The organism is Acetobacterium sp. MES1 (assembly GCF_002237635.1).
GTDB lineage: Bacteria > Bacillota > Clostridia > Eubacteriales > Eubacteriaceae > Acetobacterium > Acetobacterium wieringae.
The window spans coordinates 1-13,185 of the sequence record NZ_MJUY01000037.1 but is presented as its reverse complement, the minus strand read 5'-3'; the positions used below and the strand labels follow the sequence as shown (position 1 = coordinate 13,185).

Sequence of the window (13,185 nt, the reverse complement as noted above, 5' to 3'; positions counted from 1 at the left end):
TATAGTCTACCTTTGCTTTATACTTCCCGTATAAATCCAGATCGTCTTCTGTTAAACCCAATTTCTTTGCTATCTCACGAATATCCTGTGGTGTAGCTTCTTGTGCAATCTCAATGTCTGATTTAAAACCCATATTATTTCCTCCAATACTTTGATAAATTTTTAACATCTGCATTTATGATATATGATTTCAATCTAAAAATCAAATAATAAATGTGACAATTTTTTACTGAAAAAATACGAATAACGTTTACATTTACGGGGTTTACATCAATAATCTGAACAATATTTTACTCTGCGACACAAAACTTCTTTGCAATTCAACATTATATTGCATTTTAATTCTATATAGTTTTTTAAAGCCGCTTTTAAAATGAATTCTATGACATATTTTTACAAATCATCATAGAAAATCATCCATTTTTGTAATTTTTGATGCTTTTCCATTTTTGTACCATGAATTTTATTAATCCCTTGACAGACAACTCCAGCATTCCGATGTTCAATAAGTGACTAACCTACAACTTCACCTCCAAACTTGTTTTTGAATCATATTTATCCCAAATTATGCTATTCTAATTGCCCTATTAAGTCCGCTTTATAAATACTGATACCGGGCAGGTTGTCCACTATTTACTTGTATATACAAATTTAATTCAGATTACCACCAATTTTAAAGAATGTCAAATTATTTCTAGTTTAATTCAATTTATTTTCTTTTATCGTTTGTTAAATCTCAAACAATAAAAATAGGGGTAATATATCTCTCTAAATTGATGCTCAGATCGTTTAGATTTGATTAAATGTCGTTTTTATATTGTAAAATTTTACTGTGCTTGCTAGTAGGGTATTTTCGGGAAAAATTACTGGCTTCGGTCCATCTTGTATTGCCGTTCCGATTCAGCTGTCTTTAAAAAGGATTAGTCTGGTTAACACTGCATTTCACTTCCAATCGCTCTCAACAACTTCATTGATATAAACGAATCACCTGACCTTCATTCAAAAACCGCAATGGGCTGATTTTATTCATAAACCAGCCCTCAGAAAAATAAGCCTCAGACAAATTTTTCATTATCATTCGCTGCGTATTGAAAATCTCGTATTTTACGGGTATAATAAAATCAGTTTAGAAAATATTTTACAGGTCCCCCCAATTTATAACTGAGAAAGGACAATTTTATGTCATCTTTGAAGACTATTCGCATTTTTTTCCCATTGCTGGATAAAAGTATCCTGGTTGAAACTGGAACTACCGTTGCTGCCGCCTGTGCTCAGGTTGGTTTTCCTCAAAATCTAGTTTGCGGAGGCAAGGGAACGTGTAAGAAATGCCTTGTGACCATTCGTGAAAACGATTTAGTTTCAGAAGTCCTTGGTTGCCAGCATCCCGTGTCCAACGATATGGCTATTCTCATTTCAAAAGAAGCCGCCGTATCACAAATACTGGAAACCACCGAAAATGAGACACTGAGTTTTAACCCCAAAACCAGGGTTGTGACCACCCCAATGGCACACTTGAAAACGGAGATGTGTTCCTACGATCTTGAAGCCATCCGCAACGCCCTCGATATGCCGATCAAGATGTCTTCTATTAAAGTATTGCAGAAATCTGCTGAAATCTTTCATCAGAAAAGCCTTCCTTTGATGAATTTTGTGCTCTATAATGATGAAGTGATTGATCTAATCCCCAGCAGTGAATCGCTAAACGCCTATGGTGTTGCCTTTGACATTGGGACGACCTCGGTTGTCGGCTACCTTTATGATCTCACCAGTGGAGTTCTGATTCATCAGTATTCCTCTTTGAATAAGCAAATATCTTTTGGCGGTGATGTAATCAGCCGTATCGATTATGCATCCACCTCGCCTGAAAATTTGAAGGCGATCCAACATGCTATTATTGAAACGGTCAACAACATCCTTTCAAACCTTTTCTATGAATCAAAGATCGCTGCAGAAGCTGTTTATGAGTGTGTATTCTGCGGTAACAGTACCATGGCCCATCTTTTTCTGGGCTTAAATCCCCTGCATTTGGGTCTTTCCCCATTTACCGGGATCACCCGGGATATGGTGGTTGCCGATGCCGAAGAATTTACCATCAATATTAACCCCAACGGTAAAATAACCTTTCTGCCCTTATTGGGAGGGTTTGTTGGCGCCGATACAACAGCAGTATTGCTGGGTCTGCCAAAGGATGACGAATACCGCTTGATGATTGACTTGGGTACAAATGGCGAAATAGCTGTCGGCAACCGGAACCGCTACTTTGTCGCTTCCACGGCCTGCGGTCCTGCACTTGAAGGAGCCGGTATCCACATGGGGATGCGTGGCACCACTGGAGCCATCGAAAAAATCGAACTGATTGACAATGAAATCAAATGTCATGTTATTGGCGATGCTGCGCCCCTGGGATTTTGTGGCTCGGGGATTATCGATGCCATTGCCTTCCTGTTTCGGGAAAGACTGATTTATGATCGCGGTAATTTTATTAAAGGCGAGGATCTTGATAATCACCCCTTTAAAGATCGGTTCAAAACCGACGAGAACAATCAACGCTATTTTGTTTTTGTCCGTCATCAGGATAACCCCAATGGCAAAGAAATGATCATCACCCAGAAAGATGTTCGGGCAGTACAATTGGCCAAGGCCGCCATCTTTACCGGCTGCTGCCTGCTAACTGAAAAGTACGGCATCAAAGCCACGGATCTCAAAGAAATAACTCTGGCAGGTGCGTTTGGCAATTACATCGATATCGAAAATGCTCAGTTTATTGGTTTACTTCCAGAAATTTCTGGCGTACCGATCCGCTCCATAGGTAATGGAGCCGGAACCGGTTCCCAACTTTTTCTCTTATCTCAGGATGAAGCCAAACGCTGCGAAACAATCCCCAAAGTCACCACTCACATCGAGTTAGCCACTGATCCTGATTTTTCGAACCGGTACATGCAAAACACCTTTCTTGGTCGTAATGAAATGGCCTAATTGTCTTTCTCCTTTTGATCTGGTCATTAAAAAGCAAACACATTTCTGCTGTTTGCTTTTTTTATTCCCCTGCTCCTGATTAGATGCTATAATTATTCTAAATTACCGAAAGGATGCTCAGCTATGGAAAAAATACCCAGAATTTTATTAGTATTAACCGGCGGAACCATCGGCAGCGCTGTCAATGATGGCTGTATCGATGTTGATTCCCGTCGCAGTGACGACTTACTCGCCATCTACAACGAACAAAGCAACTGTCAAGTCGAATTTGAGGTCGTCCGTCCCTTTAACATCCTCAGTGAAAACGCCGAACCAAAACACTGGCTGCAAATAATAGAAACCCTGCAATCCCATCGTCTTTGCGACTATGATGGTGTCATTATTGCCCACGGATCGGATACCCTGCCCTATACCGGGGCCGCCCTTTCCTATGGTCTTGACAGTCCTCTGATTCCGATCGTTTTAGTGGCTGCCAACTACGCCATCGGCCAACCAAACAGCAATGCCATCGCCAATTTTTCAGCGGCAGTGGCATTTATCATTAATATGAAACTGCCTGGTTTTTATACCCTTTATGAAAATAGCGATCATATTATTTATGTTCACCTGGCCACCCGGCTTCAGGAAGCGGATTGGCTACGGGATGACTTTACCAGTTTCGGAGATCCTTTAGGCGTTTTTGATCATCGGGGACTGTGCTGTGTCCCCAGTCCTAAAAATCCGTCCATGCTCAAGCTTTATAATCCGACTCCTGACTGTGTCCCAACCATTGCCGAATTTCGTAATGAAGTATTGGCGCTGCGAGCCTATCCCGGTTTAAACTATGAGGTGATCAACCTGCATAACCGTCCAATCCGGGCTGTCCTTCACTCCTTATACCACTGTGGCAGCGGTAATGTTACAGGGGAAAACGGAACGTCGCTCCTGTCCTTTATCAAAAATAATCCCCAGGTCGATCATTATCTGATTTCCTACAAAAATATACAGGGCGATCTTTATGCGTCCTGTCGGGAACTGATTGCCGCTGGCGGCATCCCTCTGGAAAATATTTCCTTTGAGGCTGCTGTCACCAAATTGAATTTTGCCTACAACCAGCAGGAATATGCCCCGCTAAACTATGTAAAACGGGAATTTTTCTATGAATTTCTGCGAGATGCCAAGGAAAATGGGTATGTAATCTAAGCATTCGATTGCTAAAAATCTAATGATACTGAAGGAGACTGCTATGTATGATGTTGCTATAATCGGCGCCGGTATTATCGGAACCTCGATCGCCCGAGCGTTAAGCCGTTACAAATTATCTGTTGTTGTTTTTGATAAGGAAGATGATGTGTCGATGGGGGCCACTAAAGCCAATTCAGCCATTGTCCATGGAGGCTTTGCCGAATCCCACACCAAAGTAAAAGGAGGTCTGTGCTACAAGGGCCGCAAGCAATTCGATCAGCTAAACGAGGAGCTTAACTTTGGCTTTGAAAAAATCGGATCGCTGGTATTGGCCTTTGAAGAAGAGCAATTGGCAAAACTCCAGGAATTATATGAAAACGGCCTGGCCAATGGTGTCGACGATCTGGAAATTCTTAATCATGACCAGATTATGGCCATGGAACCAAATGTCAACCCAGCTGTCAAATACGCCCTGTACTGTAAAGGGGCCGGCATCTGCTCACCCTACGAAATGGCCATAGCACTGGCCGAAAACGCTGTTGCCAATGGTGTTAAGCTGTTGTTGAACACCGAAATTACCAGCATCCAAAAAAACACTGACGGCTTTTCCCTGACTGACCAAAATGGCCAACAGTACCAGTCGCATTATGTGATTAACGCTGGCGGTGTATCCTCAGACGCCGTCTCAAAAATGGTTGGTGTTGATTATTTCACCATTACCCCCCGCACCGGTGAGTACATCCTGATGGTACGGGGCTCTGCCAGCATCATCAATACGGTCTTATTCCAAATGCCCACAAAAATGGGCAAAGGAATCCTTGTCACCCCAACCTATTTCGGCAACCTGCTGATCGGTCCGGATGCGGTCAATGAAGATACAGTTGACAAATCCACCCATGCCGAACGGCTCCTGAAAATTTTTAATGAAGCCAAACACACCACCGACAAATTAAACATAAAACAGTTCATCCGTAGTTTTACCGGCGTTCGGGCAGTCAGCTCCACCGACGACTTTATTATTGAAGCCACCCCCGTGACCGGATTTATAAATTGCGCCGGTATTCAATCTCCGGGTCTGACGTCTTCACCAGCTATTGCCGAGATGGTTCTGGGCCTTTTAAAAGAGCTGAACTGTCCCTTTGAAGAAGACCCCAGCTTCAATCCTTATCGGGCTCCGATTATTACCCGCACTGAATTAAAACCGGTGAAAGAAATCCAGCCGCTGGTGGACATGGCCTCCAGCCCGGAAAGAATAATCTGCCGCTGCGAACAAGTCAATGAAGCGACTATTATTGATGCCATGAACCGGGGTATTCCCGTAACCACCGTTGACGGCATCAAACGACGTACCCGGGCAGGCTGCGGCTGGTGTCAAGGAACCTTCTGCCGTCCCCGGGTCGCTGAAGTAATGGAAAAGGTGCTTGGTCATGCGATTGATGCCGGGTTTGACGTGGAACACAGCGGCGTCAATCGGGTGGGAAAAAACGAAATCGTTGACTATATAAAAAAACATAGCGATTGACCGATTCTGCCCTTGTCCTTCGTCGTCGGGACGATAACGCACGTATCGGTGTGAACAGACTAAAAAAGAGCTGCAGTCTTATATAAAACTGCGGCTCTTTTTCGTGTCCACCTGTGATTGAGCTTATTTTACTGGCTTATTGAGGTGATTTATTGCTCATTCTTTAAGAAAAACGATAACTCCGACACTTTTACAAAAATTTTCGTTGACAAAATACCTGCAACCGTTTATAATCACAGTAAATGAAAGAATATTTACTAAAATAATAGTAAATAAAATATCATATACTAAAAAATCGGTTTTAAATCTGTTCGCTCATTTGATCGTTATTTTTATTGTAATCGCAGTCAAAATATGTAATTATCAGCAACGATGCTAAAACTGATCAATGATTTATTCCAGATAAACTAAGGAGGCTATACACTATGTTAACTGTAAAAGAGAATTTAAAAGAAGTCATGACCGGTGGAAATCCAGATCGTTTTGTCAAACAATATGAATTTCTGGAAATGATTATGAGCGTACCATCTGGTCGTATCAAACCCCAAATCGGTGGCGAAGTAATCAATGAATGGGGTATTACCATCCGTTGGCCCGAAGGTCAACTTGCCTCTTTCCCAGTACACGATGAACAACATGTTGTTCTTAAAGATGTTACTGAATGGAAAGAATACGTTAAAGCTCCAAGCATGGAACGACCTGCAGGGGCGTGGGATCAGGCCATTGCTGACGCTAAGGCCGTTGATCGTGATAATAAATATGTTGCGGCCTTCATCGCTCCCGGTTTATTTGAAATGACCCATTATCTGATGGGTATGGAAAATGCCCTCATGAGTTTCTACGAAGAACCCGAAGCCATGCATGAACTGATCGATTATTTAACCGAGTATGAGCTGGATTATGCTAAAGCGTTGGTTGAAAATCTGCACCCTGATGCAATTTTACACCATGACGACTGGGGCAGCCAGATTTCCACCTTCCTTTCGCCAGCAATGTTTGAAGAATTCTTTTTAGAATCCTACAAAAAAATCTATGGTTTTTACAAAGCGAACGGCGTTGAACTGATTGTTCACCATAGCGACAGCTACGCTGCAACCTTAGTTCCTTATATGATTGAAATGGGCATTGATATCTGGCAGGGTGTTATGACAACCAATGATATCCCTAAAATGATCAAAGAATACGGCGGACAAATTACCTTTATGGGTGGTGTTCACAGTGGTGTCATCGATCATCCTGAATGGACAAAAGAACAAATTGATGCTGAATTTGACCGAGCCTGCCGTGAATCTGGAAAACTCTACTTCATCCCAGGTGCTTGTCAGGGGCTGCCCGTTTCTTCCTTCCCGGGCGTTTACGAAGCCTGTGATGAAGCCATCGAAAAAATGACCAAAGAACTATTCTAGTCCAAAGCAATTTAACAATCCATACTCTGAAAGAGTGGTAAAATTAATATCCAGAGGAGAGATAAAATGATTATTATCGGAGAAAAAATTAACGGTGCGATTCCTTCCACTGCCAAAGCCATCGCTGCCAAAGATGGCGAATTTATCAAAAATCTGGCCAAGATCCAGGCCGAAGCTGGCGTCGATTATATCGATGTCTGTGCTTCCGTTGATGATGATATCGAACTGGAAACCATGAAATGGCTGATTGATCTGGTTCAGGAAGTCACCGATATCCCCATTGCTGTGGATAGTCCCAACGTCTATACCTGTATCGAATCGATGAAATACTGTAACAAACCGGGCTTATTCAACTCCGTATCCCTTGAAGGCGATAAAGTCGATGCTGCATTTAAAGCCATTGCTGATACCAAATGGGAATGTGTGGCGCTGCTTAACAGCGATAAGGGCATTCCTAAAACCGCTAAAGACCGTCTGGATGTCTTTGCTGATTTAATGGCCAAAGTCAAAGAATACGGCATTGATCCGTCAAGAATGCACATCGATCCATTGGTTGAAATGCTCTGTACATCCGAAGATGGCATTGCTATGGTTGTGGAAGTAATCAAAAGTATTAAAGAACAATACCCCACCATTCATGTGACCGGCGCCGTCAGCAACATCTCATTCAACCTGCCTGCCCGAAAAATGGTCAACATGGGCTTTACCGTTCTGGCCATGAATGCTGGACTGGACAGTGCCATCCTTGATCCGACCAATGGTGACCTGATGGGAATCATCTATGCCACTGAAGCGCTGCTGGGCGAAGATGACTACTGTATGGAATATATCGGCGCTTACCGTGAAGGAATTTTCGGTCAGAAAAAATAGTCGCTTGTAACGAAGCCTCATTATAAAACTGTCAAACAAATTCTGTCAGCTGATCACACAATCAGCTGACAGACACTAATATTTATTATAATTACTGAATAGGAGAAAGAAATGTCAAAAATTCAAGAAGTTAAAGAAAAAGTAGAAATTGGTAAAACGAAACTGGTTCCTGGACTGGTTCAGGAAGCATTAGATGAAGGTAGCTCTGCAGCTGATATCCTGCAAGCCATGGTTGACTCGATGGGTGTTGTCGGGGAAAAATTCTCATCTGGAGAGATCTTTGTTCCAGAAATGCTAATCGCTGCTAAAGCCATGGCCAAAGGTGTTGATGTGTTACGTCCGCTGTTAGCTGGTGATACTTCAAACTCATTAGGAACCTGTATTATTGGAACCGTTGCTGGCGACTTACATGATATCGGTAAAAACCTGGTTTCAATGATGATCGAAAGTGCCGGCTTTACCATGGTTGACCTGGGTGTGGATGTTCCTGCTGAACGTTTTGTTGAAGCCATCAAAGAAAACGAAAATGTTACCCTGGTAGCCTGCTCCGGTCTGTTAACAACCACTATGCCAGCTCTGAAAGAAGCCGTACAAACCATTAAAGCCAGCGGATTGGACGTAAAAGTCATCGTTGGTGGTGCACCTGTAACTCCTGAATATGCAGCTGAAATTGGTGCCGATGGATTTGCTCCTGATGCTGGTAGCGCCGCTGTTAAAGCTAAAGAAATGGTTGCATAAGCGACAAACAATTAATTAGCCCCTTAATTTAATAACGCTATAAAAAAAGAGAAACCACACGGTTTCTCTTTTTTTGTGCTTGAAATGTCCCTATTTATTACAAAAAAACTTTTTTATGCCAATCCTACCAGTTTTCCGGCGATTGGCAACCATAATGTAGCCAGACAAACAAAAGCAATTTGAAGCCAGATTGCGGCCTTAGGCATATCCGTCATTTTGTAATAGCCAGCAGTATAGGTAATGAGTGGTATGGTGTCAATGGGGAATAAATAACAGTTACCGGCACATAAGCCAAGCGCAATGATCAGTAAAGCTGGATTGATTCCGGTGGTGGCTGCCAAACTGATAATAACTGGCGTCAACACCCCAATTAAAGCTGGAGCCACAGGAACAATTAGCATGATCACAAAGCACATGACTGAGACAAAGAAAACCCCACCCATTAGTGAGAATGATAAAGACGATGGTAATACATAGTTGACAAACCATTCGCTGACACCGTTTGCAACGATGGTATTGGCAATACATAAAACTGTTCCGATCAGAATAAATGAAATCCAGCTGACCGCTTTCATATAGCGATCCCAAGTGAGGACGCGAATTCCCGGCAAAAAGAAAGAGACACAGCCAAACAGGGCTACCACAGTTACTTCAATAAACGGATAGAACGAGCTGAGCAGCCAGAAGAAAATCATGATCAAACCAATCACAATGACTTTCAATTCCCGACTATCCACTTTTTCTTTAACCTCGATCTCCTCCAGGTAGCTCGCAATCTCCATTTTATCAATCTCTGCCGGAGGAAATATTTTCGTCAAGATGAACCAGGTCAAGGGCACCATCACGATTACAATCGGAATACCACAGGCCATCCACTGAAGAAATGTTATCTGAATTCCCGCCTGGCTTTGCAACAATCCAATTGTCAAGATGTTAATGCCGCTACCGGCTGGAGTCATCAGTCCCCCCAGCATCACGGCAATTGGAATCCCCATCATCAGTGATTTTGCAGTCTGGGCACGATCATTTTCATTAACAAAGAGTTTGAGAAAACTGGCGCCGATACCCATAAACACCACCACCGATGGTACGTCTGTCACGATGGAGGATACCAGGGCTCCAGCCACCATAATTGCCAGGACGCAGGTCCTAACGTCTCTGCCAAATTTTTTAAGCAGGGCATGCAAGATCCGTTGAACAATCGGCGTCGAGGTCACCGCCTCCGCCAGACCGAATGATGCCAATACAAAAAATAAGATCGTGTTGGTAAAGCCGCTTAATCCAGCAGTCAGATTCTTTGTAACTCCCAGGGTTGGCAATAGCGCCAGACACAGAAAACAAATAACCCCAACCGGCAGTGCTTCAGTAATCAGCATGATTAAAAAGAACAGCAACAGCCCGATGGTAATCAGTCCCTTATCTGTCAAACCCATTGGTATGGGTAGAAAAAAAACGGCGATCAGCACGGCAATGCTTATGATCAATCCGATTATCTGTTTTTTATTCATAATCCACCTCTGTCGTATTTTTAAACGCTAGCTATTCTGTTGTCCCCCAACATATCGCTATTCGCTCTATGAAACAAATAAGAAGCCAATCAATTGATTTGAATATGGCTTCTTATTTTTCTGTAATTATTTTACTGTCATCATTTTAACGTCTATTATTCTGCGATTTGTTTTCTGGCGTTGATTTCAGCCTGATATTGAGTCACTTTATCTTTGGTTAAACGGTATCCAAAGGTTAACAGAACCGCGCCAGCCAAAACTGTGCAACCAGGAATGGTGCAGAATAAGGTTGTAATACCAGCTTTTAATTCTGGAGTGGCAGTTGCTGGATCCATTTTGGCAACGAAACCGACTGAAGCCAGCATGGCTGGAATGATTAAACCTTTGAAAAAGATCGCCAGTTTCAGTGGTAAATTCGATAATCCCATGACCCAGCTTGATGCTGCTTTTCCTGTTTTCCATTCACTGTAGATTGATGCATCACCATATAGTGCCACCATCAATGCGTACAGGAATCCTAAGAAGAACTGCGCACAGGAAAGAACAACCAGAACCATGGTGATGTTACCAACAACGAATTGAGTAACAATTAAGAATACACCTAAACCGTAACAGCCAATCAATGCGGCTGTTCGTGTTGATACTTTTGCGGCAACATATTTACTTAAATAGGAGCCAATTACCGCCATAATATTAGCAACCAGCAAGTAGACGCTAAACATTGCAACATCGTTTGCTACATAGGTAAAGAAGTAAACTGCTGAACCGGCACAAACAAAGTTAACTATCCAACGGGCGACATCTGCTAACAGTAATACTAACAAATGTGGGTTCTGAACCAATGATCGAGCCATATCGCCAATGGAAATTTTTTCTTTTTTTGCAGTGTTTGTATTTACTGTTCCATCTTCAATTGTTGCTTCATATCCACTTGTCAGTTTGAAGTGGATGAAATAGCCTAACCAGTAAACACATGCCATGGCAAATGCCGAAATCGTGAACCCAAGTACTGGGTTTTTAACTAATTCGCCAACCCATAAAATAGTGGCTAAGCCCATTGCTGAGAAAATAATTTTCCCAACATTTGCATAAGCGCCTCGTGTTGCCGATAATTGTGTTCGATCATCAGGTGTCGTTGAAATTGTTGGAATAAGTGCTATATTTGCAACGTAAGAAAAGTTCCAAGCCACGTGTGAAGTAATGAATGCGACACAGATGATAACCATTGGTACGATTCCAGTGCCAATAACCGTAAACATCAATGTGTAGAGAACGACGACCATTGGTGGGATTACCAGTAAATATGATCGGTATTTTCCCCATTTCATTGGTTTAAGAGCATCAATAAATCCACCATAGAACGGTGATAACACCATATCCACTGTACTTGTTAAGGTCATAATTATTGCAGTTGTACCCAAATCAAATTTTGCAATATTTGTTAAAAAATATGCAAAATAAAACACTTCGACATTCGACATCAGAGTAAATCCAAGATCCCCAACACCGAAGAATCTCTTAAGCCCTGAACTCAAGGGTTTTTTTTCCATAAAAGAGCCTCCTCAAAATTTTTAAATGATCGACCAGAGTAAAATTTCCGGAGTATTACCCTCGCCTTTTTTGATCTTTTCAGTAATATTACTAAGACTTACTAAATAGTAACCCTTTACATCAGATTTGTCAAGTATTTTTTATTAAATAATTATCGTTTTACTGTTTTTTTAGTAATTTGCATTATATTATTTTTTTATTTCATACTTTTACGGTTTTTCCTTGTTAATTTTCTCACTTAATGCTAAAATTGCTATGCCACATTGCTTATAAGGAGAATACCAATGCGAAAAATGACCAAGGGCGAGATGACAAAAGAGCGCATCTACACAAGTGCCAAAGAACTATTTTATAATCAGGGCTATAATGCCACGACCATTCAACAAATCGCTGATCATTCTGATACAACTTTAGGTTCGATGACCTATCATTTTGCGACCAAAGATACCTTTATCGCGAAAATTTTTGATGATTATCTGGATTCGATCCATGAACTGCTCAATCAAAAACTGATCGGATATAAACCCATCAATTCTTTTGAAAAGCATTTCTACTTAACCATGGTTTGGTATCATTATTTATTAAGTGATCCGCACGTCAACCATTTTTATTATGAAATTTCCCAAAATGATTCCCTCTATCCTTTTCTGCATGGTAAAATGGGTGAAATCTATCATAATTTTGTCAGAGACTATAATTTGCGGATCCGTCCGATTGAATTCGATGCCTTGCTGATTGCTGATTTTGGCGCCAGACGTGAGCTTACCCGGGCTTTTTGTGAGGCCCGCATAAAAATGCCAGTGGAAGATTTTTCGATTCTGATTATAACAAACACTGCTCGCTGTCTTGGCATTCCCCAAAAATCGATCTACCGGGTCAGTTATGAAGCGCTTCTGTTTTTCCGGGAACATGATTTTTCCGAGATTAAATTACTGATCTAAGAAAGGTCTATTCAGAAATTCTCTGAATAGACCTTTTTTTATTTTGCTTTAAAGGTAATAATCACCCCTTCGGTGACGCTGTTGGCCCAGCTACCATCGCTGGAAAAAACGATGTGCTGTCCTTGAACAATGGGTACGATTGATGCCAGCTCATAGCCTTTCTCATCGTATTGATTACAGAGATCCTCAATCTCCTGGGCTAATTCTTCTGTTTTACATTTTCGAAAGCCCTTGTTATAGTCATTTCCGACTGACTCCACTTTATCACAAATGGTTACACTGATATACTTTTTCATTAACTTTCCCCCAACACTATTTATGACTCTATTGTATCACAAATGCCGCTGAAGATCGAACGGAGTTTTTTATCCCCCCTTTGGCAAATCAGCACCACCCGTCTAACGGGTGGTTTGCTCTGAGGCTATAAGCCTCTGTTACCGGCCGGCGCCTCAAGACGCTGGCCTTCACTTCGTTCAGGCTCTATGGCCTTTGCCACTTTTGCTTGCCCC

General features: G+C 41.9%; 11 protein-coding genes. 7 read left to right on the top strand and 4 right to left on the bottom strand.

Annotated features, from left to right (window positions below; genetic code table 11):
* Positions 1–133: formate--tetrahydrofolate ligase (locus tag BI182_RS11835; protein ID WP_139142314.1), on the bottom strand; the 133-nt coding region annotated here is incomplete at its 3' end.
* Positions 134–1,179: 1,046 nt separating this feature from the next.
* On the opposite strand from BI182_RS11835, the gene BI182_RS11830 reads away from it, so the two are divergent.
* The 6 genes from BI182_RS11830 (at position 1,180) to BI182_RS11805 (ending at position 8,676) form a co-directional block, all read left to right on the top strand.
* Positions 1,180–2,976 (top strand): ASKHA domain-containing protein, encoded by a 1,797-nt coding sequence (locus tag BI182_RS11830; protein ID WP_228879552.1) that lies wholly within the window; start codon positions 1,180–1,182, stop codon positions 2,974–2,976.
* 123 nt (positions 2,977–3,099) lie between these two features.
* Complete coding sequence (locus tag BI182_RS11825; protein ID WP_070372679.1) at positions 3,100–4,158, top strand: asparaginase; 1,059 nt, start codon at positions 3,100–3,102, stop codon at positions 4,156–4,158.
* Positions 4,159–4,201: 43 nt separating this feature from the next.
* A complete protein-coding gene (locus tag BI182_RS11820) occupies positions 4,202–5,662 on the top strand; it encodes an NAD(P)/FAD-dependent oxidoreductase (protein ID WP_070372678.1) in 1,461 nt (486 codons plus the stop codon).
* A 425-nt stretch (positions 5,663–6,087) separates the two neighbouring features.
* Positions 6,088–7,068 carry a uroporphyrinogen decarboxylase family protein gene (locus BI182_RS11815; RefSeq protein WP_070372677.1) on the top strand — a complete coding sequence of 327 codons (981 nt, stop codon included), beginning with the start codon at positions 6,088–6,090 and terminating at the stop codon, positions 7,066–7,068.
* A 66-nt stretch (positions 7,069–7,134) separates the two neighbouring features.
* Entirely contained in the window at positions 7,135–7,938 is an 804-nt protein-coding gene (locus BI182_RS11810) for a methyltetrahydrofolate cobalamin methyltransferase (RefSeq protein WP_148638507.1), read from the top strand.
* 111 nt (positions 7,939–8,049) lie between these two features.
* Positions 8,050–8,676 carry a cobalamin B12-binding domain-containing protein gene (locus tag BI182_RS11805; RefSeq protein ID WP_070372675.1) on the top strand — a complete coding sequence of 209 codons (627 nt, stop codon included), beginning with the start codon at positions 8,050–8,052 and terminating at the stop codon, positions 8,674–8,676.
* A gap of 113 nt (positions 8,677–8,789) precedes the next feature.
* On the opposite strand, the gene BI182_RS11800 is transcribed toward BI182_RS11805, so the two are convergent.
* Both BI182_RS11800 and BI182_RS11795 read right to left on the bottom strand, forming a co-directional pair.
* Entirely contained in the window at positions 8,790–10,184 is a 1,395-nt protein-coding gene (locus tag BI182_RS11800; protein WP_250933576.1) for an SLC13 family permease, read from the bottom strand.
* 155 nt (positions 10,185–10,339) lie between these two features.
* Positions 10,340–11,734, bottom strand: a complete 1,395-nt coding sequence (locus BI182_RS11795; protein ID WP_286808186.1) for an MFS transporter — start codon at positions 11,732–11,734, stop codon at positions 10,340–10,342.
* A 285-nt stretch (positions 11,735–12,019) separates the two neighbouring features.
* On the opposite strand from BI182_RS11795, the gene BI182_RS11790 reads away from it, so the two are divergent.
* Positions 12,020–12,676, top strand: a complete 657-nt coding sequence (locus BI182_RS11790) for a TetR/AcrR family transcriptional regulator (RefSeq protein ID WP_286808185.1) — start codon at positions 12,020–12,022, stop codon at positions 12,674–12,676.
* 38 nt (positions 12,677–12,714) lie between these two features.
* Here the strand turns inward: BI182_RS11790 and BI182_RS11785 are convergent, their stop codons facing one another.
* Complete coding sequence (locus BI182_RS11785; protein ID WP_070372671.1) at positions 12,715–12,972, bottom strand: hypothetical protein; 258 nt, start codon at positions 12,970–12,972, stop codon at positions 12,715–12,717.
* Positions 12,973–13,185: the final 213 nt, after the last annotated feature.

Excerpts from the sequence above, each read along its gene's own strand:
- BI182_RS11830 (WP_228879552.1), top strand. The coding sequence starts at position 1,180 with ATGTCATCTTTGAAGACTATTCGCATTTTTTTCCCATTGCTGGATAAA.
- BI182_RS11825 (WP_070372679.1), top strand. The coding sequence starts at position 3,100 with ATGGAAAAAATACCCAGAATTTTATTAGTATTAACCGGCGGAACCATC.
- BI182_RS11820 (WP_070372678.1), top strand. The coding sequence starts at position 4,202 with ATGTATGATGTTGCTATAATCGGCGCCGGTATTATCGGAACCTCGATC.
- BI182_RS11815 (WP_070372677.1), top strand. The coding sequence starts at position 6,088 with ATGTTAACTGTAAAAGAGAATTTAAAAGAAGTCATGACCGGTGGAAAT.
- BI182_RS11810 (WP_148638507.1), top strand. The coding sequence starts at position 7,135 with ATGATTATTATCGGAGAAAAAATTAACGGTGCGATTCCTTCCACTGCC.
- BI182_RS11805 (WP_070372675.1), top strand. The coding sequence starts at position 8,050 with ATGTCAAAAATTCAAGAAGTTAAAGAAAAAGTAGAAATTGGTAAAACG.
- BI182_RS11800 (WP_250933576.1), bottom strand. The coding sequence starts at position 10,184 with ATGAATAAAAAACAGATAATCGGATTGATCATAAGCATTGCCGTGCTG.
- BI182_RS11795 (WP_286808186.1), bottom strand. The coding sequence starts at position 11,734 with ATGGAAAAAAAACCCTTGAGTTCAGGGCTTAAGAGATTCTTCGGTGTT.
- BI182_RS11790 (WP_286808185.1), top strand. The coding sequence starts at position 12,020 with ATGCGAAAAATGACCAAGGGCGAGATGACAAAAGAGCGCATCTACACA.
- BI182_RS11785 (WP_070372671.1), bottom strand. The coding sequence starts at position 12,972 with ATGAAAAAGTATATCAGTGTAACCATTTGTGATAAAGTGGAGTCAGTC.